The 26919-nt window shown below is 64.6% G+C and carries 27 protein-coding genes and 1 pseudogene; 11 read left to right on the top strand and 17 right to left on the bottom strand.

The features are described 5' to 3' along the window. Positions 1 to 10 precede the first annotated feature (10 nt). Positions 11 to 979, bottom strand: coding sequence for a malate dehydrogenase (gene mdh / locus MESAU_RS05205; RefSeq protein ID WP_015315009.1), 969 nt, complete (start codon positions 977 to 979; stop codon positions 11 to 13). A gap of 213 nt (positions 980 to 1192) precedes the next feature. On the opposite strand from mdh, the gene MESAU_RS05200 reads away from it, so the two are divergent. Continuing rightward, entirely contained in the window at positions 1193 to 1621 is a 429-nt protein-coding gene (locus MESAU_RS05200) for a GNAT family N-acetyltransferase (protein WP_015315008.1), read from the top strand. A 72-nt stretch (positions 1622 to 1693) separates the two neighbouring features. Here MESAU_RS05200 and MESAU_RS05195 read toward each other — a convergent pair whose 3' ends face one another. From MESAU_RS05195 to MESAU_RS05155, 9 genes are all read right to left on the bottom strand, one after another. Beyond that, the gene (locus tag MESAU_RS05195; protein WP_015315007.1) at positions 1694 to 2233 is read right to left on the bottom strand and encodes an NADPH-dependent FMN reductase; all 540 of its coding nucleotides are present in this window, start codon (positions 2231 to 2233) and stop codon (positions 1694 to 1696) included. A gap of 36 nt (positions 2234 to 2269) precedes the next feature. Then, positions 2270 to 2890: a pyridoxamine 5'-phosphate oxidase family protein gene (locus tag MESAU_RS05190; protein WP_015315006.1), complete on the bottom strand. Its 621-nt coding sequence runs from the start codon at positions 2888 to 2890 to the stop codon at positions 2270 to 2272. Positions 2891 to 2909: 19 nt separating this feature from the next. Next, positions 2910 to 3584 (bottom strand): septation protein A, encoded by a 675-nt coding sequence (locus tag MESAU_RS05185; RefSeq protein ID WP_015315005.1) that lies wholly within the window; start codon positions 3582 to 3584, stop codon positions 2910 to 2912. Between the two features lie 58 nt (positions 3585 to 3642). Further along, a complete protein-coding gene (gene ftsY / locus MESAU_RS05180) occupies positions 3643 to 5088 on the bottom strand; it encodes a signal recognition particle-docking protein FtsY (RefSeq protein ID WP_425339442.1) in 1446 nt (481 codons plus the stop codon). Between the two features lie 456 nt (positions 5089 to 5544). Continuing rightward, a complete protein-coding gene (mtaB, locus tag MESAU_RS05175; protein WP_015315003.1) occupies positions 5545 to 6870 on the bottom strand; it encodes a tRNA (N(6)-L-threonylcarbamoyladenosine(37)-C(2))-methylthiotransferase MtaB in 1326 nt (441 codons plus the stop codon). Continuing rightward, positions 6870 to 7754, bottom strand: coding sequence for a diaminopimelate epimerase (dapF, locus tag MESAU_RS05170; protein WP_015315002.1), 885 nt, complete (start codon positions 7752 to 7754; stop codon positions 6870 to 6872). The genes mtaB and dapF overlap by 1 nt, the downstream gene beginning before the upstream one ends. Before the next feature lie 93 nt (positions 7755 to 7847). Further along, a complete protein-coding gene (locus MESAU_RS29880; protein ID WP_015315001.1) occupies positions 7848 to 8009 on the bottom strand; it encodes a DUF1328 family protein in 162 nt (53 codons plus the stop codon). A gap of 213 nt (positions 8010 to 8222) precedes the next feature. Further along, a complete protein-coding gene (locus MESAU_RS05160) occupies positions 8223 to 8789 on the bottom strand; it encodes a hypothetical protein (protein ID WP_015315000.1) in 567 nt (188 codons plus the stop codon). Between the two features lie 80 nt (positions 8790 to 8869). Next, complete coding sequence (locus MESAU_RS05155) at positions 8870 to 9880, bottom strand: MBL fold metallo-hydrolase (protein WP_015314999.1); 1011 nt, start codon at positions 9878 to 9880, stop codon at positions 8870 to 8872. Between the two features lie 215 nt (positions 9881 to 10095). On the opposite strand from MESAU_RS05155, the gene MESAU_RS05150 reads away from it, so the two are divergent. The 3 genes from MESAU_RS05150 to zapE all read left to right on the top strand — a co-directional run bounded on the left by MESAU_RS05150 (position 10096) and on the right by zapE (position 12536). Next, a complete protein-coding gene (locus tag MESAU_RS05150; protein ID WP_015314998.1) occupies positions 10096 to 10539 on the top strand; it encodes a VOC family protein in 444 nt (147 codons plus the stop codon). A 138-nt stretch (positions 10540 to 10677) separates the two neighbouring features. After that, entirely contained in the window at positions 10678 to 11217 is a 540-nt protein-coding gene (locus tag MESAU_RS05145; RefSeq protein ID WP_015314997.1) for a protease inhibitor Inh/omp19 family protein, read from the top strand. A gap of 92 nt (positions 11218 to 11309) precedes the next feature. Further along, the gene (gene zapE / locus MESAU_RS05140; RefSeq protein ID WP_015314996.1) at positions 11310 to 12536 is read left to right on the top strand and encodes a cell division protein ZapE; all 1227 of its coding nucleotides are present in this window, start codon (positions 11310 to 11312) and stop codon (positions 12534 to 12536) included. A 39-nt stretch (positions 12537 to 12575) separates the two neighbouring features. On the opposite strand, the gene MESAU_RS05135 is transcribed toward zapE, so the two are convergent. Beyond that, the gene (locus tag MESAU_RS05135) at positions 12576 to 12785 is read right to left on the bottom strand and encodes a tautomerase family protein (protein ID WP_015314995.1); all 210 of its coding nucleotides are present in this window, start codon (positions 12783 to 12785) and stop codon (positions 12576 to 12578) included. 162 nt (positions 12786 to 12947) lie between these two features. Beyond that, on the bottom strand, positions 12948 to 13868 hold the full coding sequence (locus tag MESAU_RS05130) for an SMP-30/gluconolactonase/LRE family protein (RefSeq protein WP_015314994.1): 921 nt from the start codon (positions 13866 to 13868) through the stop codon (positions 12948 to 12950). A gap of 282 nt (positions 13869 to 14150) precedes the next feature. Between MESAU_RS05130 and MESAU_RS29870 the strand changes: the two genes are divergently transcribed. Then, complete coding sequence (locus MESAU_RS29870; protein ID WP_015314993.1) at positions 14151 to 14318, top strand: hypothetical protein; 168 nt, start codon at positions 14151 to 14153, stop codon at positions 14316 to 14318. A gap of 83 nt (positions 14319 to 14401) precedes the next feature. Here the strand turns inward: MESAU_RS29870 and MESAU_RS05125 are convergent, their stop codons facing one another. Genes MESAU_RS05125 through MESAU_RS05115 form a run of 3 tightly spaced genes read right to left on the bottom strand, consistent with a single transcriptional unit; the run spans position 14402 to position 20197 of the window. Then, a complete protein-coding gene (locus MESAU_RS05125) occupies positions 14402 to 17737 on the bottom strand; it encodes an error-prone DNA polymerase (RefSeq protein WP_015314992.1) in 3336 nt (1111 codons plus the stop codon). Beyond that, entirely contained in the window at positions 17734 to 19212 is a 1479-nt protein-coding gene (locus tag MESAU_RS05120) for a DUF6504 family protein (protein ID WP_015314991.1), read from the bottom strand. Before MESAU_RS05120 ends, MESAU_RS05125 begins: the two co-directional genes overlap by 4 nt. After that, complete coding sequence (locus MESAU_RS05115; protein ID WP_015314990.1) at positions 19154 to 20197, bottom strand: ImuA family protein; 1044 nt, start codon at positions 20195 to 20197, stop codon at positions 19154 to 19156. The genes MESAU_RS05120 and MESAU_RS05115 overlap by 59 nt, the downstream gene beginning before the upstream one ends. 178 nt (positions 20198 to 20375) lie before the next feature. On the opposite strand from MESAU_RS05115, the gene MESAU_RS05110 reads away from it, so the two are divergent. From MESAU_RS05110 to MESAU_RS05100, 3 genes and pseudogenes are all read left to right on the top strand, one after another. Beyond that, positions 20376 to 20798: a metallopeptidase family protein gene (locus tag MESAU_RS05110; RefSeq protein WP_015314989.1), complete on the top strand. Its 423-nt coding sequence runs from the start codon at positions 20376 to 20378 to the stop codon at positions 20796 to 20798. Between the two features lie 203 nt (positions 20799 to 21001). Then, a pseudogene (locus tag MESAU_RS05105) lies at positions 21002 to 21321 on the top strand (type II toxin-antitoxin system RelE/ParE family toxin). Positions 21322 to 21335: 14 nt separating this feature from the next. Next, positions 21336 to 21617, top strand: coding sequence for a helix-turn-helix domain-containing protein (locus MESAU_RS05100; RefSeq protein WP_015314988.1), 282 nt, complete (start codon positions 21336 to 21338; stop codon positions 21615 to 21617). A gap of 18 nt (positions 21618 to 21635) precedes the next feature. On the opposite strand, the gene MESAU_RS05095 is transcribed toward MESAU_RS05100, so the two are convergent. After that, on the bottom strand, positions 21636 to 21842 hold the full coding sequence (locus tag MESAU_RS05095) for a DUF1737 domain-containing protein (RefSeq protein WP_015314987.1): 207 nt from the start codon (positions 21840 to 21842) through the stop codon (positions 21636 to 21638). A gap of 38 nt (positions 21843 to 21880) precedes the next feature. Further along, the gene (locus MESAU_RS05090) at positions 21881 to 22768 is read right to left on the bottom strand and encodes an HpcH/HpaI aldolase/citrate lyase family protein (RefSeq protein ID WP_041163287.1); all 888 of its coding nucleotides are present in this window, start codon (positions 22766 to 22768) and stop codon (positions 21881 to 21883) included. A 285-nt stretch (positions 22769 to 23053) separates the two neighbouring features. Between MESAU_RS05090 and MESAU_RS05085 the strand changes: the two genes are divergently transcribed. Genes MESAU_RS05085 through MESAU_RS05075 form a run of 3 tightly spaced genes read left to right on the top strand, consistent with a single transcriptional unit; the run spans position 23054 to position 26892 of the window. Further along, positions 23054 to 24589, top strand: coding sequence for a DUF4153 domain-containing protein (locus MESAU_RS05085; RefSeq protein ID WP_015314985.1), 1536 nt, complete (start codon positions 23054 to 23056; stop codon positions 24587 to 24589). Positions 24590 to 24592: 3 nt separating this feature from the next. After that, the gene (locus MESAU_RS05080; RefSeq protein WP_015314984.1) at positions 24593 to 25285 is read left to right on the top strand and encodes a response regulator transcription factor; all 693 of its coding nucleotides are present in this window, start codon (positions 24593 to 24595) and stop codon (positions 25283 to 25285) included. Further along, complete coding sequence (locus tag MESAU_RS05075) at positions 25276 to 26892, top strand: ATP-binding protein (RefSeq protein WP_015314983.1); 1617 nt, start codon at positions 25276 to 25278, stop codon at positions 26890 to 26892. The genes MESAU_RS05080 and MESAU_RS05075 overlap by 10 nt, the downstream gene beginning before the upstream one ends. Positions 26893 to 26919 lie beyond the last annotated feature (27 nt).

Raw genomic sequence — 26919 nt, 5'->3', positions numbered from 1 at the left:
TTTGGGCGGGTTATTTCGAGGCGAGCTGCGGCGCGATCTTGACGCAGGCCTCGGTCAGGCCCTGCACGGTCGCCACCGATGCCTCGAACATCTTCTGCTCGGCCTTGTTAAGGTCGATCTCGATGACGCGCTCGACACCGCCGGCGCCGATCACCACGGGCACGCCGACATAGGTACCCTTGACGCCATACTGGCCGGAGAGGTGTGCCGCGCAAGGCAGCACGCGCTTCTTGTCCTTGAGATAGGATTCGGCCATCTGGATCGCCGAGGCCGCCGGCGCGTAATAGGCCGAGCCGGTCTTCAGGAGGCCGACGATCTCGGCGCCGCCGTCACGGGTGCGCTGCACGATCTGGTCGAGCTTTTCCTTGGAGGTCCAGCCCATCTTGATCAGGTCGGGAAGCGGAATGCCCGACACCGTGGAATAGCGGATCATCGGCACCATAGAATCGCCGTGGCCGCCGAGCACGAAGGCGGTGACGTCCTCGACCGAAACCTTGAATTCCTCGGCCAGGAAGTAGCGGAAGCGCGCGCTGTCGAGCACGCCGGCCATGCCGACGACATGGGTCTTGGGCAAGCCCGAAAACTTCTGCAGCGCCCACACCATGGCGTCGAGCGGATTGGTAATGCAGATGACGAAGGCCTTCGGCGCGTACTTCTTCAGCCCTGCGCCGACCTGCTCCATGACCTTCAGGTTGATGCCCAGCAGGTCGTCGCGGCTCATGCCCGGTTTGCGCGGCACGCCGGCGGTGACGATGCAGACATCGGCGCCCTCGATGCCGGCATAGTCGTTGACGCCGGTCAGCCGGGAATCGAAACCATCGACCGGCGACGACTGCGCGATATCGAGCCCCTTGCCTTGCGGGATACCCTCGGCGATATCGAACAGGACCACGTCGCCGAGATCCTTGAGGCCGATCATGTGGGCGAGCGTGCCGCCGATCATGCCAGAGCCGATAAGCGCTATCTTGTTGCGTGCCATGTGAGGATGATTTCCCTTTGTCTGTGACGCGCCAACACGGCGTCGAGGAAGAGGCCGGACTGCTGCGGGGAACCGCGAATTTCCCGCACCCAATAACTCTGGTGCGGAATAAATTCAAACGATTATTTCGACCCCTGCATTTTCAATCGGTTAGTGTCTTCGGGATGTACGTAAACGTCAAAATTTGTAAGCCGACTTGGGAGAATTTACACAATGCCGATTGAGATCAGAAGGCTTTATCCCGGAGATGACGCCCTTGTGATGCGGATTGCCGACGACGTGTTCGACGAGCCGGTGCGGCCCGATCGCCTGGCAAGCTATCTCGCGCAATCGGGCCATTTCATGATCGTGGCCCTGGCTGAGGACGTTGTCGTCGGCCAATGCGCGGCGGTCATGCACCGCCATCCGGACAAGGCGCCGGAACTCTACGTCGACGAGGTCGGCGTCTCGCCAGCCTTCCAGCAGCAGGGCATCGCGCGCAGAATGCTCGACGCCATGTTCGCGCTCGGCCGCGAGCATGGCTGCGAAGAGGCCTGGGTCGGCACCGAGCCGGACAATCTGCCCGCCCGCGCACTTTATGAGGGGCGCAAGGAGGCGCATGGCGAGGCGGAGACCTTTGTGATGTACGTCTATCGGCTGTAGCGATTGGCCAACGCCTCCGGTCCTTCCAGGACGACGACACGATGGCGTCCGCTCAATTTGGCGCGAGTCCGCTCAAATTTGGCGCGAGCGGATGAAGGCCGCGAAGGCTGACAGGCCATCGCGAATTGCCCACACGTTTGCCGGCTCTCGCAGGATACTTTCAACCTCCGCCGGCTTCTTGCCGAGGAGCGAAACCTCGAGCATGGCTTCTTCGCAAAGCGCGAACGACATGGTGCGCATGATCTCCGCCAGCGCCGTGCGGGCGTAGAGCGAGCGTGGCGAGGCGTGCGCCAGCATCGCCGGCTTGCCGACGGCGGCGTCACGCGAGACCAGCCAGTCGAGCGCATTCTTAAGGCCGCCAGGCACGCCATGGGCATATTCGGGACAGGAGACGATGACACCGTCCGCGCCGGTGACGGCCTCGATCAGATCGGAGGCCTCGCGCGGCGTCCGCTCGCCCTCGTCGTCGGGATTGAAGATCGGCAGTCGGCCAAGCCCGTCATAGACGGTGACGCGACAGCCCGCTGGCGTGTTCAGCGCCAGTGCCGCGACCAGGGCCGAATTGGTGGAGGCCGCCCGCAGGCTGCCGGATATCGCAATGAGGTTGAGCAAGGCGGACCAGTTCAGACGAATCGGGGGCCGACAACCCTACCACATCGTCTGTTTGTACTCGCCGTCGAGCCAGCGGTCGGTCGCCTCGGCCGAATCGGCCAGTGCCAACTGGTCGCGCAGGATCTGGCCGAGCGTCGGCAGCGTGGCGCGATCATGCCAGCTGTCGGGCTTCCACAAATCGGAGCGCATGAAAGCCTTGGCGCAATGCATGTAAGCGGCCTTGACCACGATCACGATGACGCTTTGCGGCTCCTTGCCGTCGACCGCAAGGCGCTCGCGCAAGGTGGCATCGACGGTGATGCGGGCATCGCCATTGACGCGCAGCGTCTCGTTCATGCCTGGTATGAGGAAGAGCAGCCCGACCGAGGGATTGCGGATGATGTTTTCCAGCGTATCCAGCCGGTTGTTGCCGGGCCGGTCGGGGATGGCGATGGTGTTCTCGTCGAGAATGGCGGCGAAGCCGGGCTTGTCGCCTTTCGGGGTCACGTCGGCATTGCCTTCGCCATCGGACGAGCCGATCAGCACGAATGGGCTCTTGCCGATGAAGGAGCGGCAATGGGCGTCCAGCGCCTTCAATTCCTTGCGGATCGAGCCATCGGTCGGGCGCGGCGTCTTGTAGATCGTCCGCAGCTCGTCCTGGGTGGTGACGAATTCCATGGCTCTCCCCTTTACAGCCTTATTTGCCGACTTTCTCTTCGCCGCCGGCCTTGTCGTCCAGCGAGTGGCGCAGGATCAGCGGCATCTGGCTGAAGGTGAAAAGAAGCGTGATCGGCATGATGCCCCAGACCTTGAACGTAACCCAGGCGTCGGTGGAAAAATTCCGCCAGACGACTTCGTTGACGAGGGCCAGGAACAGGAAGAACAGGCCCCAGCGGAAGGTGAGCTTGCGCCAGCCTTCGGCATCGAGCTTGAATGCGGACTCGAAGACATAGCCGAGCAGCGAGCGGCCGAAATACAGGCCGCCAAGCAGCACGCCGCCGAACAGCGTGTTGACGATGGTCGGCTTCATCTTGATGAAGATATCGTCCTGCAGATAAAGCGTCAGCGCGCCGAAGATGAAAACGACGACCCCCGACACCATCGGCATGATCGGCAAGGTGCGGGTGAGCAGCCATGAGGCGATCAGCGCGATGGCGGTCGCGGCCATGAACAGGCCTGTGGCGACGAAGATCGGGCCGCCGAATTCAGCCAGCACGGGCAATTTCTGAGTCAGCCACTCGCCGCGCGCATTGGCGAAGAAGAAGACGAGCAGCGGCCCGAGCTCCAGCGCCAGCTTGAGCACGGGATTGATGCCTTCCTTCTTCTCTTTCTGCGGGTCGGACGGATCGCGTTCGAGAATGGGTGGGTTCATGGTTTCCTTCTAACGCACGATCCAGTCCGGAAGCCTCACTTCCGGCATCGTGCCTTGTTCAAGCCACTCCAGCGATCGCCCTGGCGAATTCGCTTGCGGAAAACGGTTCGAGGTCGTCGACCTGTTCGCCGACGCCGATGAAATAGACCGGCAATTTATGTTTTGCCGCGATCGCCACCAGAATACCGCCCCGCGCCGTGCCGTCCAGCTTGGTCATCACCAGGCCGTTGACGCCGGCGATATTGCGGAAGATCTCGACCTGGTTGAGCGCGTTCTGGCCGGTCGTGGCGTCGACCGTCTGCAGCACGGTGTGCGGCGCTTCGGGATCGAGCTTGCCCAGCACGCGGACGATCTTTTCCAACTCCGCCATCAGTTCGGTCTTGTTCTGCAGCCGGCCGGCGGTGTCGATGATCAGCACGTCGGAGCCGGCTTCCTTTGCCCGCTCGAAGGCATCGTAGGCGAGACCGGCGGCGTCGGCGCCGAGCTTCGAGGCAATGACGGGCGATTTCGTTCGTTCGCCCCAGATCTTCAGCTGTTCGATCGCGGCGGCGCGGAACGTATCGCCGGCGGCCAGCATCACCGACAGGCCGCCATCGGTCAGCTTGGCGGCTAGCTTGCCGATGGTCGTGGTCTTGCCGGTGCCGTTGACGCCGACCACCAGGATGACATGCGGCTTGTGCGAGAGGTCAAGCTCGAGTGGTTTCGCGACCGGCGCGAGCACCTTCTCCACCTCGGCCGCCATGACGGCGCGCACTTCGGTATCGGAAACATCCTTGCCGTAGCGGCTGGAGGCCAGTGAATCGGTGACGCGCAGCGCCGTTTCGACGCCCAGATCGGCGCGGATCAGCACGTCCTCCAGGTCCTGCAGCGTCTCCTCGTCCAGCTTGCGCTTGGTGAAGACGCCGGCGATGTTGCCGGTCAGTTCGCGCGAGGACCGGGCTAGGCCGTCCCGCATGCGCTGGAACCAGGATTGCCTCGGCGCCGGTTCCGGCGCCTTCTGTGGCTCGGCCTTCTGCTCGACCTTCCTGGCGACCGTCACCTTGCCGGGAACGGGTCTTGGCTCCGGGGTGGGCCGCGGGACCGATTGAGGCTCGGGCGCGACCTCGGCAACGACCGGCTGCGTCTCGACCGGTGCAGGTTGGCGAATGGGAGGGGCGATTTCAGCTGGTGGCGCTTCGAGCGCCGCTTCGACGGCAGGTCCGCGCTTTCCTTCATGCTCTCCCCGCAAACCGGGCAAGGACGGTGCTGAAGCCCCTTCCTTCGCCTCGTCCCTATACGGGGAGGTGCCGGCAGGCGGATGAGGGGCAGCGCCGGCCCTTGAAGGCTGCTCGACGGCGGCCGCCGACGGAGGCACTTCAGCCGGCGACGCCGGCGGCACCTCGACCGGTGCGGGTATCTCGGCCGGCACTTCGACTGGCGGCGTCGGCACTTCGACGGGCGCGGGTTCCGGTCGCCTCTCCGGACGCGAGGGAACGATCTCCGGCTCCGATGGCGCCGGCGGGATCTCCTGCGGCTGGGGTTCGGGCGTGGGCTCCGGAGCAACCGGCGGCGGCGGGACCTCTTCGGGCGCGGGCGGTTCAGGTGTCTCGGGCGCGGGTGCCGGTTTCTCTTCCGGCGCAGGCTCCGGCTGCCGCTCCGGTTCTGACGGAACCGTCGGCTCCGGCGCGGGCGGAATGGTCGGCGCAGGTTCGGGTGTGGGTTCCTCGGGTGTGGGTTCCTCGGGCTGCGGCCCGGGCGCGGCCTCGACCGGAGCAGACACGGTCGCCGGCACGGCTTCCGTCACAGGCTCCTCGCGCTTCAAAAACTCCGGCACGGCCTGCTCGGCCGCCGGCTTCAGCGCGTCGAGCTGGTCCCATTTGATCGGCGGCAGCGGGGCGGTCTCGTCGATGCGCTCCTCGACCACCTCCTTCTTGCCGAACGAAAATATCTTCTTGAAAAAACCAGCCATGCTTTTGTGTTCTCAGGCGGCGCGGGCGGCAAGGGGGGCGGCTATCAGCCTGATCCCGTCGTGGCCGGTTATACCAGCCTCGACGATCTCTCCCGGCGCGCCAGTGCCGAGTGCGGCAAGCGTGAACCCTTCGGTGCGGCCAAGGCCGTCGCGCTCGATCAGGACCGACTGACGGCTGCCGGCGAGCGAGGACAGATGGCGCTGGTAGGCCGCTTCGCCGGCGGCGCGCAGCCGGGCGGCGCGCTGCTTGACCAACTCGCGGCGGACCTGCGGCATGCGCGCGGCGGGTGTGCCCTCGCGCGGCGAAAACGGGAAGACGTGGAGATGGGTCAGGCCGCACTCCTCGACGATCTCCAGCGAATTCTCGAACATGGCTTCTGTCTCGGTCGGGAAACCCGCGATAATGTCGGCGCCGAAAACAATGCCGGGCCGCAGTTTGCGCACATCCTCGCAAAAGCGGATCGACTGATCGCGCAGATGGCGGCGCTTCATGCGCTTCAGGATCATGTCGTCGCCCGACTGCAGCGACAGATGCAGATGCGGCATCAGCCTGGCTTCTGTGGCGAGCGCATCGAGCAAGTCGTCGTCAGCCTCGATCGAATCGATGGAGGACAGCCTGAGCCGCTTTACATCGGGCACCTGACGCAGGATGGTCTTCACCAGCTTGCCGAGCTTCGGCGCGCCTGGCAGGTCGGCGCCGAAAGACGTCATGTCGACACCCGTCAGCACGATCTCGGCATAGCCGTTGCCCGCTAGCCGCTTGACCTGCTCGACCACGGCGCCCATCGGCACCGAGCGCGAATTGCCGCGGCCATAGGGGATGATGCAGAAGGTGCAGCGATGGTCGCAGCCATTCTGCACCTGCACGAACGCGCGGGCCCGGCCCTCGATGGCATCGACCATGTGGCCGGCGGTCTCACGCACCGAAAAGATGTCGTTGACGCGCGCCTTCTCGGTGTCGTTGACGCCAAAATCGGGCAGCGCGCGATAGGAATTGGCCTTCAGCTTCTCTTCATTGCCAAGCACGAGATCGACCTCGTCCATGGCGGCGAATTTTTCGGGCTCGGTCTGCGCGGCGCAGCCGGTGACGATGATGCGCGCGGCCGGGTTGTCGCGGCGCGCCTTGCGGATCGCCTGCCTGGCCTGGCGCACCGCTTCGCCGGTGACGGCGCAGGTGTTGAAGATGACGGCGCCGCCATCCAGCGCGCCGAGGCCGGCATTTTCGGCCTCGCGCCGCATCACTTCGGACTCATAGGTGTTGAGACGGCAGCCGAAAGTCACCACGTCGATGCGGCCGGCCTCCTTCGCCACGTCGACGTCCTTGGCAAGGGCGGACATCACGCCGCGCTTTCGGTGTCGCGGGCCCATTGTCCGGTCGACGGATCGAAGCTGCCGGAAAATTCCCACTCGGCCGCGCCGGTCAGGATGACGTGATCGTCCTCGCGCCACTCGACATGCAGCGTACCGCCGCCGGGGGTCAAAAGATTGACGCTGCGGCCCGTGCGCCTGGTGCGCGCGGCGGCAACGACAGCCGCGCACGAGGCGGAGCCGCAGGCCTTGGTGAGCCCGGCGCCACGCTCCCAGGTGCGGATGATCATCGAGTCGGGCGAGGTCACCTGCGCGATGGTTATGTTGGCGCGCTCGGGAAAGATCGGATGGTTTTCGAGCAGCGGGCCGAAACGGTCGAGTTCATAGGTCCAGACATCGGCGTCGACCCAGAAGATGGCGTGCGGGTTGCCCATCGAGACGGCCGAAGGCGAATGCAGCACCGGCGCGTCGATGGGGCCGACCTGCAATTCGATCATGCGGGTGTCACGGAACTCCTCGGCCAGGGGGATGTCGCGCCAGCCGAAACGCGGCGTGCCCATGTCGACCGAGATCGAGCCGTCCGCGTGTTCGCGGGCATTCAAGATCCCGGCCACGGTTTCGAAGGTGAAGGTCTTCTCGCCGGTCTCGGCGGCCAGCGCCTGGACGACACAGCGCATGCCGTTGCCGCAGGCCTGCGCGCCCGACCCGTCGGAATTCAGGATGTCGACGAAATAGGCGGTGCCCGGCGTCCTGGCGTCGTGGATCGCCATGATCTGGTCGAACCGCGTCGCCGCGTCGGCGTTGAGCGCGATGGCAGCCGCGGCCGTCACCCGATCCGCACGGCCACGCATGTCGGCAACGATGATCTCGTTGCCGATGCCGTTCATCTTGGCGAAAGGGGCCGTGCCTGCCATTGCTCCGAAATTTCCATGTCCGTTCGGCGCTATATGGCGGAAACGGGCAGGAATTACCAGTGCGCAGCCGCTTTCACGGCGAAGGTGCGGGACTTACGTCACCGCAAAGACCCCAAGCAAGATCAACAGGAAGATGATGAGCACGATGCCGATGAGAATGCGCGCGCCAGTGGCGGCCGCGCCCGCCAGCGCCGGCATGCCGAGCAGGCTCGCCGCGGCGGCGATGATCAGGAGAATGATGATCCATTTGAGCATGGGAACGCCTCGCAAGCCGGACACATTGAAACCGGTTGAAAAACGCGGCTGTCGTGCTTGGGTTCCCGAGGCCGGGAGATAGCGTCGGCGATGTCGAGGCAGCCGAGGTCGTAGAAAGTGCAGTTCTGATTGATGAAGACATTACGCCCGACGCGGATTTCGTCCCCGCCGGTGCCGTCTCCATCGGACATCGGTGGTTTTCCCGGCATCGCCTCAGCCGGCGATCTCGATATCCGTGCTGAAGGGGGCCGTCTTGCTCGAGTTCTCGTCATGCATGACGAAGTCGCACCGGTATTTGCCGGCCGGCAGGCCGTCGAGGGAGAGGTCGAGTTTGAAGAACAGTTCGCGATTGTGCGAGCGAGAGGCGATCTGAACACGGCCGACTTTTTCCATTGTGCCGAGCGTTTCGCCGGCTGCGGACACGACGGTGATGTCGACAGAGAGCGCGATCATGCTGTTGCCGAGGCCGTCCTTGCCGTAGCCATAGCCGACCGGCTCCATGTACAGCACGATTTTCTCGCCGGGCTTGTAGATGTGGTTGGCGCGCTCGCTGTAGATACCGAAGCCGGAGGCCGTGTCGACTTGCTTTACGTTCAGGACGCCAAGCGGCATCGCTTGCCAGAGCGCTTCCTGGGCGCTGCTGAATTTCTCCAGCGCACCGGCGCCATCACCCGACTGGAGCAGCTTCTCGGCCTCGGCCGCCCGATCGCTGATCTCGCCCGCGAAAGCCGCCGGCACAGAGACCGCCAGCGCCAAAAGACCTGCCATGATTGACTTCATCTGATTCCCCTATCCTGTCCGCGGATGACCATCAGCGAAAACCATGGCAGCGTAAACGGTCATTCCAGCCATCGAGGCGATCATATCCGGGGCACTTCCCAGATCTCGCCGGGCCGCAAGGCGCGAAAGCGCTCCTGTGGGATGCCTCGGCCGTCCAGCGCCTCGGCCAGCTTCCGCACCGGTTCGTCGAACGGCTCGTCGGTGAGCTGGAACGTGCCCCAATGGCAGCCGGCGGCGAAGGCTGCGTTGCACAACGACATGCCCTGGACCGCTTCCTCGGGGTTCTGGTGCTGCGGCGCCATGAACCAGCGCGGCTCGTAGGCGCCGATCGGCAGGATGGCGAAGCGGAAGCCGCCATGCCTCTCCGCCATCAGCCGGTAGTTGATGCCGCCGTGGAAGCCGGTATCACCGGCGAAATAGACTTTTCCGCCCGGCGTCTCGATGACGAAGCCGGCCCACAGCGCCATGCGCCGGTCGCGCGCCCCGCGCGCCGACCAGTGATGCGCGGGCTCGACGTGGATAGCGGTGCCGTCGGAGACATCGACCCTGTCGCCCCAGTCATGCGCGGAAAGCCGCGTCCCGGGCACCGCGGCGGCGATGATGGCATCGTTGCCGAGCGGCGTCACCACCAGCGGATCGTGCTTCTCCTGCAACTGCCTCAGCGTGGCAAGGTCGAGATGGTCATAGTGGTTGTGGCTGACCAGCACGAGGTCGATCGCCGGTAGATCGCCAAGGGCGATACCCGGCGGATTGACGCGCCTGGGTCCGGCAAAGGAGAACGGCGATGTGCGCTCCGACCAGACCGGATCGGTAAGGATGTTCAGCCCGGCTGTCTGGATCAGCAAGGTCGAATGGCCGACCATGGTCACGACCAGATCGGCGCCTTCGACCGCCGCCGCCGGCTTTGCCTGCGCAAAGGGGCTCGGGCTGGCAGCCGGCCATTTCGAGCGCTGGCCGCTGAACTGCCATTTCAGCAGATCCTTGAAGGGGCCGGGCATCCGGCCGCCGGGATTGAAGAACAGGCTGCCGTCGAAATGGTCGCTGGGCGGGCCGCTGTAGTAGCGGTTGGCGGCTTTCTTTCTGGCGGCCAAGGTCTGCGCTCCGGCGGGTTTCGGTGAACTCTTTGTTTTCACGCAATTCCCAGGGGGAAAGTGCTGCGCGTTTTCCCGGGGAAATCGCCACACACCTTTCCTGGAATTGGCCATAGACATAAGCCCTGACGCGGCTGGCGCAAGCGTTTGCCGGCCGAAGGCCAAGGGCGGCAAGGCGGTCTCGGCTAGGATCGCGGCATCAGGAGGAAGACGCCATGGCGATGAAGCGGACCAAGACACCCTGGATGAAGGCCGAGGATTTCGGCCGCTCGCTGCCGCGCGGCATCGGCGTCAATCTGCTGGTATCGGACATGGCGGCGATGGAAGCCTTCTGCGGTGACGTGCTTGGCGCCCGCATCGTCTATGCCGACGAGGATTTCGCCGCGCTCGAGCTTCTGGGATCGGTGTTCATGCTGCATGCGGACCATTCGTATCTCGACAATCCCATGACGGGCTCCATCGCGGGTACGGAGACGCGCGGTGCCGGCATCGAACTGCGTCTCTATGGCGCGGAGCCCGACGCGATCGAGGCGGCGGCGCTGGAGCATGGCCACATCGTGCTGGCCGGCGCGATCGACAAGCCGCATGGTCTGCGCGAGTGCTATATCGTCGGACCGGACGGATATGTGTTCGTGCCGAGTGCGCCGCTCGCCGGGTGAGTGCGATAAATTTGCAACAATTCATCCCACAAACCCTATTTTAACCATATCGGGTTGAAATTTCGCCACCTTCTCCATCTTGGTGGAGGTGAGATTGCGCGGACGGTTTCCCCCCAGCCGGATCCGACGGAGGTTGTAATGAATTTTTCGAAAGGCGGCCTGGTGGCCGTATCCCTGGCGGCACTCGTTGCGAGCGGCTGCTCAACCTCACGCTTCTCGTCGATGGACGACCAGCAACCGGCGCCGCTGCAGCCAGCCCCCGCCGGCCAGGTGAGTTCCAACCAGCTGCCGCCGCCGGCCTCACCCGGCACCACCGACCCGTCGCGGTTCCCCACCGCGCCGGCCAACACGCAGGTTGCTTCGCTGCCGCCGGACGGCGCGGCGCCCGCGGGTGCCGCCGATCTCAGCGCGGCGGCCGTCGCCGGTGTCTGGAACGTCAGCGTCTCCGGCCAGAGCTGCAAGGTGGCGACGCCGCAGACCAAGTTCGGCGCCGGTTTCCGCGCCGGGCCGCTGCATTGCCCGGCGCCGATCGACGGCATCAAGTCGTGGAACGTCGCCGGCAAGCAGCTGACGCTTTATGACGAGAATGGCGGTTCGCTGGCGCGGCTCTATTCGTCGGGCGGCTCGAAATTCGACGGCCAGACTTCCAACGGGCAACCGATCTCGCTTACGAGGTAGGAGATGCCGATATTCAGGTGATGCCGGCGGCGTGACCTCGATCTCGGCACACCCTTTCTCTGGGCATCCTGCTCTGAACAATGACGTGATCGATGCATCTGCGTGACGGCCTTCAGACCCATCCGACCGTCCGGCAGCGCTACGACCATCTGGTGGTATCAGGCGCGATCGAGCGCGATGCTGCGCAGGAAGCGATCGCCGCCGCGCTCGACCGGCTGACCGTCGAGATCTCGGCCAAGCGGCTGGCGCACAAGTCCAGTGCACTGGGCTGGCTGTTTGCGCGCAAGCGCGAGACGCATGAAGCGGTCAAGGGCCTCTACATCCATGGCGGCGTCGGCCGCGGCAAGACCATGCTGATGGACATGTTCTTCGAGCTCCTGCCAGTCAGGCGCAAGCGCCGTGTGCATTTCAACGACTTCATGGCCGATGTGCAGGACCGTATCCAGAAACACCGGCAGGCGCGCAAGGAAGGCACGGTCAGGGAAGACGATCCGATCCCGCCGGTGGCCAAGGCGCTCGCCGAGCAGGCCTGGGTGCTGTGTTTCGACGAGTTCTCGGTCACCGACATCGCCGACGCCATGATCCTGTCCAGGCTGTTCTCGGCACTGTTTGCCAACGGGGTCGTGCTGGTCGCCACCTCGAACGTGGCGCCGCAAGACCTTTACCGTGACGGGTTGAACCGCCAGCTTTTCCTACCGTTCATCGCCATACTGGAACGCCACGCGCAGGTGCTGTCGCTGGACAGCGACAAGGATTACCGGCTGGAAAAGCTCGCACGCACGCCGGTCTATGTCACACCGGCCGATGCGGCGGCCGACCAGGCGCTCGACGAGGCCTGGCAGTCGATGACGCGCGGTGCGCCGACGGCCGAGACCTCGCTGACGCTGAAGGGACGCAAGGTGGTGGTGCCGGCCGCCGCTGGTGACGCTGCGCGTTTCACCTTCGCCGACCTCTGCGAAAAGCCGCTCGGCGCGCGCGATTACCTGGCGATCGCCGGGCGGTTTTCGACTGTTTTCATCGACCGTGTGCCGGTACTGGGCGAAGGCAAGCGCAACGAGGCCAAACGCTTCATCCTGTTGATCGACACGCTTTACGACCATCATACGCGGCTGGTGGTGAGCGCCGAGGCGCCACCGCACGCGCTTTATGTGGCCAAGCGCGGCGTCGAGGTGTTCGAATTCGAGCGAACCGCATCGCGGCTGATCGAGATGCAAAGCCGCGACTGGCTGGAGAGCTGGGCGAAGCGCCGGCCGGGTGAAGGTACGGTCGGCGGACGCACGGCAGGCGCGGATACGGCCGCCGCACCTTCACCTTCCTGAGCAGAGCCCAGGATTTACGGCGCTCATCGCGCCTTGGGATTATTTCTTGCCTCTCAACGTCTCCACGTCGGTCTTGCCGACATACCAGTCGCGGGCGTTGACTTCCTCGAAGACCACCCAGACATCGTCGTTGCTAAGCCCGGTGGCGTCCATGATGGCCGCCGTGACTTTCCTGGCGATGTCAGCCTTCTTGCCGGCCGGATCGGCGGCGATCACTTCCTTGACGATGCGGATGTTGACGAATGGCATGACGCCCTCCCCTTGAATTGTGTCTGATACCGCCGACAGGCGGCTTCGAACTCCGCTCCGGCGAACCGCAGGATGGTGGCTCCGGAAGCCGCGGCGAAGCGGGCGCTGTGGCTACCCGCAAAACGGCCAATAAGGGACGCCAGAGAAGCGTTTCCAGCAGGCTCAATAGGTCTTGGCCCCATTCACCATCAGCCGCACCGAATAAAGCGAGGTGGTGCCTGCGATGTAGAGACAGTTCAGCTTGGCGCCGCCGAAAACGCAATTGGCGGTCACCTCCGGCACCTTGACCTTGCCGATCAGCGTGCCGTCGGGATCGTAGCAATGGATGCCGTCGGCGGCACTCGTCCAGATGCGCCCATCGGCATCGAGCCGGAAGCCGTCGAACAGTCCGGCCGTGCAGTCGGCGAACACCTTGCCTCCGGAAACCTTCTTGCCGTGCTTGCCGACGTTGAACACCCGCATATGCGCCGGGTTCTCGGCGCCATGCGTGCGGCCGGTGTCGACGACATAGAGCAGGCTTTCGTCGAGCGAGAAGGCAAGGCCGTTCGGCCTGACCATGTCGGTGATGACAGCCTCGATATCGCCCGTGTCGGGATCGACCCGGTAGACATGGCAGGCGCCGATTTCACTCTCGGCTTTGTCGCCCTCATAGTCGGTGTCGATGCCGTAGGTCGGATCGGTGAACCAGATCGAGCCGTCGGACTTCACCACCGCGTCGTTGGGCGAGTTCAGCGGCTTGCCCTTCCATTTGGCGGCGATGGTGGTGATCGAGCCGTCATGCTCGGTGCGGCTGACACGCCGGCCCGAATGCTCGCAGGTGACCAGCCGGCCTTGCCGGTCGACGGTGTTGCCGTTGGAATTGCCGGAGGGCTGACGGAAGACACTGACGCTGCCGTCCGTCTCGTCGTAGCGCATCATGCGGTTGTTCGGAATGTCCGACCAGACGACATAGCGGCCGGCGGCGAACCAGGCCGGCCCTTCCGCCCACCGGCAGCCGGTGAACAGCTTCTCCACCTGCGCGTTGCCGTTGAACAGGCGCCCGAAACGCGGATCGAGAACTTCATAATAATCTGCGGCCGCCATGTTTCCTCCAGGCATCAGGTGACATTGGATCAAGCCAGCCCGCAATCGATCTGGCAAGACGGGGTAACGCTAATTTGTAAGACAAAATGGGAGGCGGCTCGCCTGCCGGCCCGGGCCGCGCGTCGTGCGGGAGCTTAGGAAGCCATTAACCGGCTATGCGCTGGCTGCAATGGTGCATTGCAACATCTTCTTTTTGCAACGCACCATTCCTATGTCATGATCCGTACCGATCAAGGGAGGAAGAAACGGCCGCGCCGAATGCGGCACAGAAGGAACCTTGCTATGATCTTCAACGACCTCGTGACCCGCGCTCGCACCAGCATCGCCAAGCGCAAGCACTACAATCGCCTCATCGCCGAAATCGACAGCTTCTCCAGCCGCGATCTGGCCGACATGCGCGCCGACCGTTCGGAAATGCTCTACCAGATCCACAAGCAGATCTACGGCTGAGCAACCCATCACGTTTGTCGTCCTCGGGTCGCCGCGACGGAGCTTCGCTCCTGCTCGCCCGTGGATGACGAAGGTGGTCGGGCCTACTGAAAATTACGCCCTTTGGGCATGACCCTCTCCGCCTCTTCCGACAGCGTTGCGAGATCCCGTTCGTCTTTCAGCATCGCGGGCCGAATTGCGGGTTGGCCGGAGCGGTCCGAAGGATCGGCGGCCGGCAGTGCGGCCGCACCGACCTTCTCCAGCAGCACGGTCAGCCAGGGCGTCAGGTCCTCGATCTTCTCGGCGACGATATGGACGACACCTGATTCCGACTGCAGTTTTCCGGTGACCTTCACAAACCGGGCACCCATGACGATGGGCCGGAAACGGGTGAAGGTCCTTTCCCAGAAGATGACGTTGGCGACGGCCTTGTCGTCTTCCAGCGTGAGAAAGATCGCGTTGCCCTTGCCGGGGCGCTGGCGCACCAGCACCAGCCCGGCAACGGAGACCCGCCTGCCGTCGCGCACGGAAGGCAGGCTGGCATTGGGAGTGATGCCGGCGCGGTCGAGCCGCTCGCGCAGGAAGGCGACCGGATGCGCCTTCAGCGACAGGCCGAGCGAGCGGTAGTCATGGATGACATGCTCGCCGAGCGGCATTTTCGGCAGCTTCGTCTCGGGCTCCAGCTCGCGCAGGCTGAGCGCCGGCTGGTCGAACAGCGGCAGCTTCTCGGCGGCACTCTTGCCGTCAAGCGCGCGGACCTCCCATAGTGCCGCGCGGCGGTCGAGGCCGATGGAACGAAAGGCGTCGGCCTGCGCCAATTTCTCGATCTCGTCGACATTGAGGCCGGAGCGCAGCCAGACATCCCGGACCGTCGAGTAGCCGGCGCCGCGCCGCTCGACGAAAACCTCCATGCGTTCCTTGGAAAGTCCCTTGATCTGCCGGAAGCCGAGCCGCACCGCATGCTGAGTCTCGATGACACCGCGCATTTCGGCATGACGCGGCAGGATGCGGGCCGGGTCGAAAAGCGCCTTTTCCAAAGTGCAGTCCCAGACGGAGAAATTGACGTCGACCTCGCGGATGTCGACGCCATGGTCGCGGGCGTCACGCACCAGCTGCGCCGGCTGATAGAAGCCCATCGGCTGCGAATTCAGGATCGCGGCGCAGAACACGTCCGGGTAGAAGGTCTTGAACCAGCAGGAGGCATAGACGAGCAGGGCGAAGGAGGCGGCGTGGCTTTCGGGAAAGCCATACTCGCCAAAGCCCTCGATCTGCTTGAAACAGCGCTCGGCGAAGTCCTTTTCGTAGCCTCGTCCTGTCATGCCGTCGATCATCTGCTGGCGATAATTGCCGATCGTGCCGGTGCGCTTGAAGGTGGCCATGGCACGGCGCAGTTCATCGGCCTTGCCCGGTTTGAAGCCGCCGGCGACGATGGCGATCTTCATCGCCTGCTCCTGGAACAGCGGCACGCCCAGCGTCTTGCCGAGAATCTCTTTCAGCTCCGCCTTGGGATATTCGGGTTTTTCCTTGCCTTGCCGCCGGCGCAGATAGGGGTGCACCATGTCGCCCTGGATCGGGCCCGGCCGTACGATCGCCACCTCGATGACGAGGTCGTAGAATTCGCGCGGCTTGAGACGCGGTAGCATCGACATCTGAGCACGCGATTCGATCTGGAAGACGCCGAGCGTATCGGCACGGCAGATCATGTCGTAGACACGGGAATCCTCCTTGGCGATCGTATCCAGGGTCAATGGCATGCCATAATCGTCTCTCACGCCGTAATGGGTCTCGAGCAAAGTGAAAGCGCGCTGCAGGCAGGTCAGCATGCCGAGCGCCAGGATATCCACCTTGAGGATTTTCACCGAATCGAGATCGTCCTTGTCCCATTCGACCATCTTGCGCTCGTCCATCGCCGTCTTGACGATGGGGACGATCTCGTCGAGCCGGTCCCTGGTGATGACGAAGCCGCCGACATGCTGGGAGAGGTGGCGGGGAAAGCCCATGATCTCGTTGGCGCGTTCCATCACATGCCGTGACACCGGATCCCTGCGGTCGAGGCCGCCGGCCCTGGCTTCCTTCTCGCCGAGTTCCGAGGTCGACCAACCCCAGATCGAGCCGGAGAGAGACGCCCTGACATCCTCCGAAAGGCCCATCGCTTTCGACACTTCGCGCAGCGCCGAACGGCCGCGATAGCTGATGACGGCGGCGGCGAGTGCCGTGCGTTTGGAGCTGTATTTCGTATAGATGTACTGCATCACCTCTTCGCGCCGTTCATGCTCGAAGTCGACGTCGATATCTGGTGGCTCGTTGCGTTCCTCGGAAATGAAACGCTCGAAGAGCGTGTCGATCTTGTCCGGCCCGACCTCGGTAATGCCAATGCAGAAGCAGATGATCGAATTGGCCGCGGAGCCGCGGCCCTGGCAGAGAATGCCTTCGCCTCGGGCGAATTTGATGATGTCATGGACGGTCAGGAAATAACGGGCGTAATTCAGCCGCTCGATCAGGGCGAGCTCTTCCTGGATTCGTTTTATCACGCTGGCGGGGATACCGCCGGGAAAGCGCCGGGCCGCACCTTCCCGAGCCAGTCGCTCCAGCTCCGCCTGCGGCCCGAGACCCGATTCCGTCGGCTCGTCGGGATAATTGTACTGAAGATCGCCGAGCGAGAAGGTCAGCTCTCGCGCAAACCGCAGCGTCTCCGCCAGCGCTTGCGGATACCGGCGGAACAGGCGCGCCATTTCCAGCGGCGGCTTCAGATGGCGTTCGGCATTGGCGGTCAGTTCCAGCCCCACCTCGGCGACCGGAACATTGAGGCGGATCGCGGTCAGGACGTCCTGCAGCGGGCGCCGTTCGGCCGTGTGGTAGAGCACATCGTTGGTCGCCATCAGCGGGATGCCGGTGCTCTCGGCGAACGCCGCCGCCTGCTCGATCCGGAAGCGATCATGGCCGGCATAACAGGGTGAGACGCCGAGCCGCAGGATCCTGCCGAAGCGATCCCTGAGTTCACGGAGCAAAGCCAGACTGTCTTGCGCGCCGGCCGCCAGATCGGGCAGGACCGCCAGCGACATCCGGTCCCCCCATTCGAGCAGGTCGTCGCGCCGGAGCAGGGTGGCGCCCTTTTCGGTCTCGTCACGCAGATTGGCCTGGGTGAGCATGCGGCACAGATGGCCCCAGCCCGCACGGTCCCTGGGATAGGCGAGAATGTCCGGCGTGCCGTCGCCAAAAACCAGCCGGCAGCCGGGATGGTAGGCAAGCTTTTCCACCTTGGCCTGCTGCCAGGCGCGCACCACGCCGGCGACGCTGTTGCGGTCGGCGAGCCCGATCGCGGAGAAGCCCATGAGCTTGGCCGCGACCACCAGCTCCTCGGGCTTGGAGGCGCCGCGCAGGAAGGAGAAATTCGACTGGATGCCGAACTCGGCATAAGGAATGACGGTCAGCGCGTTCATGCGAAGACCCCATGCATGAACCAGCGCGGCGGGGTTTGCGAGACGCCGCCGTAAAGGCCTTGCCGGTAGAGCCAGTAGCGGCGGCCACCGGCATCCTCGATGCGGAAATAATCACGTGTCGACGCCGCCGCATCGCCCGGCGCCTCGCGCCACCATTCGGCGGCGATGCGCTCCGGCCCTTCGGCGCGCGTCACACGGTAAAGCGCGCGGCGCCAACGAAAATGCAGCGGCGGTCCCTCCGGCATTTCGGTGGCCGGCACTTCGATGGGCTCGGGCGAACGGAACAGCCGGATCGGTCGTTCCGGCGGGAAGATGGTCATCGGCGCCTGCATCCTGTCCGGCTTCTTGGGTGGTGTGGTCCGGCGCGGGGCTTCGGTGAAGGGAATGACGGCGACGGCGCGTTCCGGCAGGTGGCTTTCCACGGGAACCGGCTGAAGAACCGCGCCCTCGCCGAGGCGGGCGCGGATACGGTCGGCGAACAGGGCGATGCCGGCGCCGTCATCGGCCGCTTCGCCGGTCAGATCGGCCTGCTGCATGTCGAAAGCGGCGACGGCCAGCACCGAGAGGCGCACCAGGTCGAAGCCAAAGCCGGCATCGATATGCTGCTCGAGTGCCGCCAGCCTTTCATGGAACAATTTCCGGATCAGCAAGGGTTCGCGCATCGGCCGCGAGGTGCCGAGCGCGATGCGGCTGACGGCGCCGTCGACGCGAAAAAGCAGCAGCGCCAGGCTCCTTGCGCCTTCGCCACGGCGTTCGAGGTCGGTCTTCAAGGTCGTCGCCAGCATGCCCACCAGCCGCTCTATCTCCTCCGTCAGCGTGACGGGCTCGGCGAGATGACGCTCGACCGAAAGCGGCGCGACGGGAAGACGCGGTGAGATCGCCTCGTCGAGACGGCCAAGCGCCTGGTCGAGGCGCTGGAGCAGCAAAGCGCCGAAGCGGCGGGCGAGCGGCGCGCGCGGTGCCGCCATGACGGCACCCGCCGTGCGCAGCCCCACACTTTCCAGGCTGGTACGGGTTTCCGGCGCTATGCGAAGGGCGGCCAGCGGCAAGGGCGCGAGCAGGGCTTCCTCCTCGCCTGATGGAACGATGCGGTCGCCGCAAAAGCGGGCCGCCGCCCAGGCCGCCCCGGGCGTGCCGGCAAGCCCGGCGCGGACGTCGAAACCCTGCTGGAAGAAGCGCGACAGGATTTCGTCCAGCATGGCGCGTTCGCCGCCGAACAGATGGGTGCAGCCGGTGACGTCGAGGAACAGGCCGTCAATGCCGTCCAGCGCCACCAGCGGCGTGTAGCGGTCGCACCAGTCGGCAAGGCCCTCGAGCAGGCGCCGGTCGGCCTCCGGATCGGCTTCGACGATGTCGATCGACGGATGCATGGCGCGCGCATCGGCAATCCCCATGTCGCGCTTCAGGTGCAGCGCCTCAGCCCGCGCGTCGAGGGCCGCGATGCGCTGCGCGTTGCCCTGGCGATGGCTGATCACGAGCGGTGGATGAGATGGCTGCGGATGATCCGGCGGCCGGGAACGCCAGGATTTCCCCAGACGCTGCCGCAGGATCCTTTCGGTCGCGAGATAGGGAAACCACAGGGACAGGATTCTCTGCCCATTCGTTGCTTGCCCTGCTTCTTTCCTCGCCCCTTCTTTCATCGAATCTGCGTTCATCGGGGTTCCACTCCAGTGTGAATTGTCCAGGCAGGGCCGTGCGGCTCTTGCCGATGCTGATGGTGAAGGCCGGGTGGCCGATCGAGCCGGCGAGCGGCCCGGCGACTGTTTCGCGCGGCACGGCCGGCGCCGAAGCGACAATCAGACGAACAGGCGCCGCCGTCGGTTCGGGCTCGGCCGCTTGTCGCAGCAGGAACACCGGCCGGCCGGCACCTTGCGCCCGCGCATGCAGGCGGCGTGTCGCGGTCAGGTCCAGCCGCTGCGGATTGCCGCGGATCTCCAGGATGACGGCTGCAAGCGCGGTCATGCGGGCCGCCTCCTCGGCGATCCACAGCGCATCGACAAGCCTGGGCGCCTCGGAAAACAGCAATTGCTGGGGCTCGATGCCGAACGAGGCATGCAGCCCCCTGGCAAAGGGAAAGCCGGCCTCATGGAAAATTTCCGATGTCCCGATCCACAGGATGGGCAGCCCCTGCGCCTGGTTGAGGATCAGGCTGACGATCGACAGGGCGAAACCGGCGACGGCGCCCGCATCGCGGGTTTCCAGGCCATGGATTTCGGTCAGGGCGGCTTTCGGCAGGCCGCCGCTGAGCGCGGCATCGAGCCGCTCGATGCCGATGGGCAGGAAAGCATCCGGCAAGGCCGCGGCAAGCCCGCGCCGGACGATCGTCAGATCGCTGCCGGTGTCAGCATCAAGGGGCGCGCCAGCCGGCGCCTGCAGGCGCTCGGGCAGTGTTCCCTCGATCTTCGCGATCTGGCGGCGCAGGGCAAAAACAGTCTCCCGCGCCACGGCGGTCATCGCCATGACGGTCAGCTTTCACTCACAATTGTTCCTGTTATGTTCCTATAGATTCCAGAGGGGATCGGAAGAGTCAAGCAGAGTCATCAAGGAATTTATTCCTCTTCCTGCGCGACACCGACGTACAGGCGTCATTTGCCTCGACCAGCGCGAACGCCTATATGCCGGGATCAAAGGACAAAGCATGGCCCGCATCTATAAGACCCGCACCTGGCATGGTGAACTTGCGCCCTCGATGGAGGAATTGGAGTTCCTTGCCCTGGAGGCCTACGCCCACCTGCCGGAGGATTTTCGCAAGCTGACCGGCGAGATCGTCATCCAGATCGCCGAATTCCCGACCGACGAGATCATGGACGACCTGTCGCTGGAAACCCCGTTCGACCTGCTCGGCCTGTTCGAGGGGCGCGGTATCGCCGAACGCTGGAACCCGCAGACAGGCGAAGGCCCGAACCGCATCACGCTCTACCGCCGCGCCATGCTCGACTACTGGGCCGAAAACGAGGAAACGCTGGGCGACATCGTCACCCACGTACTGGTCCACGAGATCGGCCACCATTTCGGCCTGTCGGACGAAGATATGGAGAAGATCGAAGAGGCGGCTGAATAGCCCGTACCTTCGTCTTCCTGCTCTATGCCGCTTCGCTTCTTGCTTCGCCCTAGATGACGAAGAGAGAGGTTACCGCGCTTCCCTTCTCAGTCGATATCCCTAACCATGTTGGTCTCAGCATGGTCGGTGAGCCGCCGCTATGGTCATCGATTGGCCGGATCACCGCCTTGCGCAATTATACAAGTTTTGATATAAATCCACCAATGCCAGTAACAAAGCGCTTAGAGTTTCTCGGAGATTCTCTTGCCCAGCTCCGGGATTTTCCAGAGGCGGCACGCAAGGAAACGGGCGTTCAGCTGCATAAGGTGCAGCTCGGACTAGAGCCAAGCGACTGGAAGCCGATGACGACGGTCGGCCCAGGTGTGCGGGAATCCGCGTCCGCGACGCCACCGGCGCGTTCCGGGTGCTTTACGTCGCGAGCATAGGCGACGCTGTCTATGTGCTGCACGCCTTCCAGAAGAAGACGCAACAGACAGTGAAACGAAACTTGGATCTTGCCGCATCCCGGTTCAGACAAATCTAGTGGAGGTAAGGACGATGGACCGTCAGAGTTTTGAAAACGTGTGGGACGCACTGGAGGAGACTCCGGCCGAGTCCGCCAACATGACCATGCGCTCCAACTTGCTGATCGCTATCGAACAGCGGGTGCGGAGTTGGGACGTTACCCAGGCCGAAGCAGCCAACCGGCTTGGGATTACCCAGCCACGCCTTAGCGACCTCCTGCGGGGCAGGATCACGAATTTCAGTCTGGACACGTTGATCAATCTTGCCGCGCTGGCCGGACTTACCGTGCGTCTTGATATTGTCGAGGCCGCCTGATGCTCTCCTTGCCAGCGGCTACCAGTCGCTGAGCTTCGTATCCGGCCCGTATTCCTGGCCATCGACATCCTTCACCACGGCCTGGCCGCAGCGCATGGTCTTGGTCTTCTTGTCGTAGGCGTAGGTCGGCGAGCCGAACAGGTGCCAGCCCTTGTTCAGCGCCGCCGTCACCTTATGGCAAAAGCTGGCGTCGTCCGGGGCGGTGAGAAAGCGGTAGAGTTTCATCGTCCAATTCCTGTCGTGTATCTCCAAATCGGCGAATATCATGCGCCGATGGCGGCCGCTTTCGCCAGAAGTTTTTCGGCCTGCGCCAAGTGCAACCGCTCGACCATCCTGCCATTCAGCGCGATGACCCCCTTGCCACTGTTTTGCGCAAGCGCGAAGGCATCCTTCACCGCGCGCGCCTCGGCCAGCGCCTGCGCCGACGGAGCGAAGGCACGGTTGGCCGCCTCGACCTGCGATGGATGGATCAGCGTCTTGCCGTCGAAGCCCATGGCGGCGGCCTGCGTGCACTCACGCGCGAACGCATCCGGGTCGCGGAACTCGTTGAACACCCCATCGAGCATGTCGATCCCGCCGGCGCGTGCCGCCAGCAGCATCTGCATCAGCCATGGCAGCAGATAGGCGCGATCCGGCGTCGCCAGCACGCCGGTATCCTTGATCAGGTCATTCGTTCCGGCGATGAAACAATCCAGGCGCGAGGCGGGGTCGCGGCCGAGTTCGGCGATGGCGCCGATGTTGAGCATGGCCTTGGGCGTCTCGATCATCGCCCATAGTTTCACGCTGTCCGGGGCAGAATTATCGTCCAGCACATCGCCGACTTCGAGCACGTCACGCGGCGTGTGGACCTTCGGCAGCAGGATGCCGTCCGGCTCCGCCTTGGCCACGGCCGCAAGATCGTCAGTGCCCCATTCGCTGGACAGCGCATTGACGCGTACCACCATCTCGCGGCGCCGGCCATTGGCATCAGGGCGGTTGGCGAAAATGCCGGCCAGTTTTTCGCGCGCGGCGATCTTGTCGGCGGGGGCGACGGCGTCCTCGAGGTCGATGATGACGGCGTCGCAGGCAAGCTGCGCGATCTTGGCCAGCGCCTTGTCGTTGGAGGCCGGGACATAGAGCACGGAGCGGCGCGGTCGGTAGGTTTCGGTCATGTCAGATCTATGCCGTGTGTGGTCGGGCGAGGCAAGCCGCCAGCCCTGCACGAAAACTGCACGCGCCTGCGGAAAACCTCCTCCGATCCGCCGCATCGCTTTCCTGCAGGCCTGCGAGACAGGCAGCATGCACAAGCAAGCAAAACCCCGTCTGCCTTACCGGCTGCGCAGCGAAGGCTGGTGGCTGATCGACCCGCAACGCGCCAACCCCGCTGCAACTCCCATCCCATTTGTCCGCAAGAGTCCGCCGCCATGGCGATGGGACGCCATCAGGAAGATCAGGCCATGACCTCTCTCTTCCGCGCCGCGCCAAGCTATCGCAGCCGCTTCGGCGTCGCCGTGCTGCTGGTCGCGGTCGCCGATTTCCTGTTCTACGGCCAGCCCGCCGGCATCACGGTTCCGCTGTTCGCCATCCTGATTGCCGCCGCGATGGTTGCCGTGCATCCCGCCGCCTTCAACGACGGCAAGGTGTGGCTCAAGTCGGCCACCTTGCTTGTCGCGCTGTTGCCGCTCGCCGAGACTGTCAGTCCCTTGTCCGTCTCGGTCGCCCTTGGCGCGCTGGTGGCCTTCGCGCTTTCGCTGCGCGGCCGCCCGTGGCACGGCATGGCGCGAATTGCCGGCCAGATCGTGCTGTTCGGACTGGCGGCACCGGTCCGGTTCCTCGGCGATTTTCTCCAATGGCGAAGAGCGGCGCGGCGGTTCGGCGGACATCGCATAAGGCTGGCGGCAATCGCGGTCTGGGTAATGCCGCTGACGCTGGGCGCGGTCTTCGTCGCTTTGTTCGGCACTGCCAATCCGGTCATCGAATACTGGCTGTCGTTGATCGACGTCTTCAAGCTGCTCGACCTGATCCAGCTGACGCGGATTGCCTTCTGGCTATTCGTGCTTGCCGGCGTCTGGGCCTTTCTGCGGCCACGCCTGCCGCGCTTTCAGCGCCGCATCGCCAGGCCAAATCACCATCCTGCCGATGCCCAGCCAGCGGCCGACAGGCACGCCGTCGAGGACATCGTCTTCGGCAAGGCCGCCATCCTGCGCGCGTTGATCGTCTTCAACATTCTGTTTGCGCTGCAGAGCGGGCTCGACGCCACCTATCTGTGGGGCGGGGTCGCGCTTCCCGATGGTTTGAGCTACGCCGCCTACGCGCATCGCGGCGCCTATCTCTTGATCGCCACCGCGCTGCTGGCCGCCGGTTTTGTCCTTGCGGCGCTGAGGCCTGGCAGCGAAACATCGGCCGACCCGCTCATCCGTCGGCTGGTCTATGCCTGGGTGGCGCAGAACATCATGCTGGTCGTCTCGTCGATCCTGCGGCTCGACCTCTATGTCGGCATCTATGCGCTGACCTACTGGCGCGTCGCCACTTTCGTCTGGATGGGACTGGTGGCGGCCGGCCTTGCGCTGATCATCGCCCGTATCGCGCTCGGAAAATCCAGTGAATGGCTGCTCTCCGCCAATCTTCTGACGTTATCCCTGACGCTTTATGTCTGCTGTTTCATCAACTTCGCAGCCATGATCGCCACCTACAATGTCGACCATTCCCTCGAAATGAGCGGCCAGGGCATCCCGCTCGACGCCTGGTATCTCCGCTCGCTCGGGCCGGACGCGTTTCCGGCGCTCGATCGCTTCTTCGATCGTCAGCGCGGGACGGCCAATGCCGGTGCCGTCGCCGAACTGGCAAGGTTGCGCGGTGTCGATGAAGGCTGGTATCGCGGCCTGCAGGAAAACTGGCGAAGCTGGAGCTTCCGCGACTGGCGCCTGCTTCGCTATCTCGACAACAGGCGGCCTATTGTTCCCAGCGTCGCAGAACCCGTGCCGGATCGCTAATCCATGCCGCATCACATCCTCGTCGCCGACGACGACCCGCATATCCGCGAAGTGATCTGCTTCGCGCTGGAAAAGGCCGGCATGAAAACGGCTGCCGTCTCCGATGGCGCCGCCGCCCTGCAGGCAATCGAACGAAGCACACCCGACCTTGTCGTGCTCGACATCGGCATGCCGGAGATGGACGGGCTGGAGGTCTGCCGGCGGCTGCGTCACACATCAGACGTACCGGTGTTGTTCCTGTCCGCGCGCGACGAGGAGATCGACCGCATCCTCGGGCTCGAAATGGGTGGCGACGACTATGTCACCAAACCGTTCAGCCCGCGCGAACTTGTCGCCCGTGTCAACGTCATCCTGCGCCGCGCCCGTCCGGCGGCGCCGGAACTGGCCGACGACAGGCAGTTCGCGCAGGGAAAGCTCACCCTGGCGCCGGCCAGCCACGCGGCCGCCTTCGACGGCAAGCCGCTCGCCCTGACGGCGATCGAGTTCTCGATCCTGAAAGGGTTTCTGGCGCGGCCCACCCATGTGCTCGACCGCGACGCGGTGATGGCCAACGCCTATGCCGGCAAGATCCATGTCGCCGACCGCACCGTCGACAGCCATATCCGCAACATCCGGGCCAAGCTGGCGGCCGTGGGGTGCCCGGAGGTCATCGAGACCGTGCATGGCGTCGGCTTCCGGCTCGGCCGATGCGGCTGACGACATCAAGCAAATCGATTGGCAGCAAGTGGATCGGCCGCAAATGGCGGCCTCGCCTCGCCACCGTCGTCGTCGCCATCCTGATCCTGGTGATGTCCCTGCCGCTGGTCGGCCTGTTCTTCTTCCGCCTCTATGAGAACCAACTGATCCGCCAGACCGAGGCAGAACTGATCGCACAGGGCGCGGCCATCGCCGCCATCTACGCGCAGGAGGTCCGCGACGCCGGCATTTCACCGGAAAAGCTTGGCGTGGCGATGCCGCCGGCCAATGGCTATGCGAGCCGAGGCGCCAATCTCGATTCGCCCTATCGGCCGATCGAGCCGCAGCTCGATCTCGCCTCGGACTACGTGCTTGCGACCCGGCCGGCGGGGATCCCCACCACGGTCGATCCCGCTTTCGCCACGATCGGCGCGCGGCTGGCGGGCATTCTCGACGCGACGCAGAAGACCACGCTGGCCGGCTTCCGGCTGCTCGATCCCCGGGGTGTGGTGATTGCCGGGCGCGACGAGATCGGGCAGTCGCTTGCCGGGGTCGAGGAGGTGCGCGCAGCACTTGCCGGGCGCTATGCCAGCGCGCTCCGGCTGCGCATCCCCAACCAGCCGGCGCCGCCGCTCTATTCGGTCAGCCGCGGCACCAAGGTGCGCGTCTTCGTCGCTTTGCCGGTGGCCGTCGACGGCAAGGTCGCCGGCTTGGTCTATGTCTCGCGGACGCCCAACAACATCATAAAACATCTCTATGGCGAACGCGGCAAGGTGACGGCGGCGGCGATCGCCATTCTCGGCGGCACGCTGCTCATCGGCCTCGTCTTCCTGCGCACCGTCAGCCGGCCGATCTACGCGCTGATCGACCGCACCCAGCGCATCGCCGCCGGCGAGCGCGACGCGATCCGGCCTCTCGACCACCATGGCACGCGAGAAATGGCGGAGCTTTCCGCCGCCTTTCTCGACATGGCCGAAAAACTGCAGGCGCGCTCGGACGCCATCCAGACCTTCGCCACCCATGTCTCGCATGAACTCAAATCGCCGCTGACGGCGATCCAGGGCGCGGCCGAACTGCTGCGCGATTCAGGCAGCGCGATGGGCGATGACGAGCGGCGGCGCTTCTCCGACAATATCGTCACCGATGCGGGGCGGCTCAACCTTTTGGTCCGGCGGCTGCTCGACCTGGCGCGGGCCGAAAACCTGGCACCCAGCGGCGAAAGCACCTCGGTCGGCGCGGCGCTGGCCCTGCTTCCCGTCGACACCAGGTTGGCGGTTGAAGTCAAGGCCGGTGGCGACCTGGCCTTGCGCATCTCGGCCGAGAACGCGGCGATCGTGCTTGCCAACCTCATCGACAATTCCGCCAGGCACGGCGCGACGCTGGTTTCGATCACCGCCGCAAGCGCCGGCGGCAAGGCGACCGTGCTGGTCAGCGACGACGGCGCCGGCATCTCGCCAAGCAACCAAGCGCGCATCTTCGAGCCGTTCTTCACCACGCGACGCGATACGGGCGGCACCGGCATGGGGCTTGGCATCGTGCTGGCCCTCCTGAAAGCGCATGATGGTACGATCCGGCTGGTTGACTCCGAGCGCGGCACGCGCTTCGAGATCACTTTGCCGGTCGCGTAGATTGCGGACGGCGGATCGGAGAAAAAA

Origin of the sequence: Mesorhizobium australicum WSM2073, assembly GCF_000230995.2 — a bacterium.
GTDB classification, from domain to species: domain Bacteria; phylum Pseudomonadota; class Alphaproteobacteria; order Rhizobiales; family Rhizobiaceae; genus Mesorhizobium; species Mesorhizobium australicum.
The sequence above is the reverse complement of the archived record's forward strand: the minus strand, read 5'-3'. Positions and strand labels throughout refer to the sequence as shown.

What these genes read in the sequence shown, in the direction of transcription:
- mdh (WP_015315009.1), bottom strand. Translation starts at nt 979, where the DNA reads ATGGCACGCAACAAGATAGCGCTTATCGGCTCTGGCATGATCGGCGGC.
- MESAU_RS05200 (WP_015315008.1), top strand. Translation starts at nt 1,193, where the DNA reads ATGCCGATTGAGATCAGAAGGCTTTATCCCGGAGATGACGCCCTTGTG.
- MESAU_RS05190 (WP_015315006.1), bottom strand. Translation starts at nt 2,890, where the DNA reads ATGGAATTCGTCACCACCCAGGACGAGCTGCGGACGATCTACAAGACG.
- MESAU_RS05185 (WP_015315005.1), bottom strand. Translation starts at nt 3,584, where the DNA reads ATGAACCCACCCATTCTCGAACGCGATCCGTCCGACCCGCAGAAAGAG.
- mtaB (WP_015315003.1), bottom strand. Translation starts at nt 6,870, where the DNA reads ATGTCCGCCCTTGCCAAGGACGTCGACGTGGCGAAGGAGGCCGGCCGC.
- dapF (WP_015315002.1), bottom strand. Translation starts at nt 7,754, where the DNA reads ATGGCAGGCACGGCCCCTTTCGCCAAGATGAACGGCATCGGCAACGAG.
- MESAU_RS29880 (WP_015315001.1), bottom strand. Translation starts at nt 8,009, where the DNA reads ATGCTCAAATGGATCATCATTCTCCTGATCATCGCCGCCGCGGCGAGC.
- MESAU_RS05160 (WP_015315000.1), bottom strand. Translation starts at nt 8,789, where the DNA reads ATGAAGTCAATCATGGCAGGTCTTTTGGCGCTGGCGGTCTCTGTGCCG.
- MESAU_RS05150 (WP_015314998.1), top strand. Translation starts at nt 10,096, where the DNA reads ATGGCGATGAAGCGGACCAAGACACCCTGGATGAAGGCCGAGGATTTC.
- MESAU_RS05145 (WP_015314997.1), top strand. Translation starts at nt 10,678, where the DNA reads ATGAATTTTTCGAAAGGCGGCCTGGTGGCCGTATCCCTGGCGGCACTC.
- zapE (WP_015314996.1), top strand. Translation starts at nt 11,310, where the DNA reads ATGCATCTGCGTGACGGCCTTCAGACCCATCCGACCGTCCGGCAGCGC.
- MESAU_RS05135 (WP_015314995.1), bottom strand. Translation starts at nt 12,785, where the DNA reads ATGCCATTCGTCAACATCCGCATCGTCAAGGAAGTGATCGCCGCCGAT.
- MESAU_RS05130 (WP_015314994.1), bottom strand. Translation starts at nt 13,868, where the DNA reads ATGGCGGCCGCAGATTATTATGAAGTTCTCGATCCGCGTTTCGGGCGC.
- MESAU_RS29870 (WP_015314993.1), top strand. Translation starts at nt 14,151, where the DNA reads ATGATCTTCAACGACCTCGTGACCCGCGCTCGCACCAGCATCGCCAAG.
- MESAU_RS05125 (WP_015314992.1), bottom strand. Translation starts at nt 17,737, where the DNA reads ATGAACGCGCTGACCGTCATTCCTTATGCCGAGTTCGGCATCCAGTCG.
- MESAU_RS05115 (WP_015314990.1), bottom strand. Translation starts at nt 20,197, where the DNA reads ATGGCGATGACCGCCGTGGCGCGGGAGACTGTTTTTGCCCTGCGCCGC.
- MESAU_RS05110 (WP_015314989.1), top strand. Translation starts at nt 20,376, where the DNA reads ATGGCCCGCATCTATAAGACCCGCACCTGGCATGGTGAACTTGCGCCC.
- MESAU_RS05100 (WP_015314988.1), top strand. Translation starts at nt 21,336, where the DNA reads ATGGACCGTCAGAGTTTTGAAAACGTGTGGGACGCACTGGAGGAGACT.
- MESAU_RS05095 (WP_015314987.1), bottom strand. Translation starts at nt 21,842, where the DNA reads ATGAAACTCTACCGCTTTCTCACCGCCCCGGACGACGCCAGCTTTTGC.
- MESAU_RS05090 (WP_041163287.1), bottom strand. Translation starts at nt 22,768, where the DNA reads ATGACCGAAACCTACCGACCGCGCCGCTCCGTGCTCTATGTCCCGGCC.
- MESAU_RS05085 (WP_015314985.1), top strand. Translation starts at nt 23,054, where the DNA reads ATGACCTCTCTCTTCCGCGCCGCGCCAAGCTATCGCAGCCGCTTCGGC.
- MESAU_RS05080 (WP_015314984.1), top strand. Translation starts at nt 24,593, where the DNA reads ATGCCGCATCACATCCTCGTCGCCGACGACGACCCGCATATCCGCGAA.
- MESAU_RS05075 (WP_015314983.1), top strand. Translation starts at nt 25,276, where the DNA reads ATGCGGCTGACGACATCAAGCAAATCGATTGGCAGCAAGTGGATCGGC.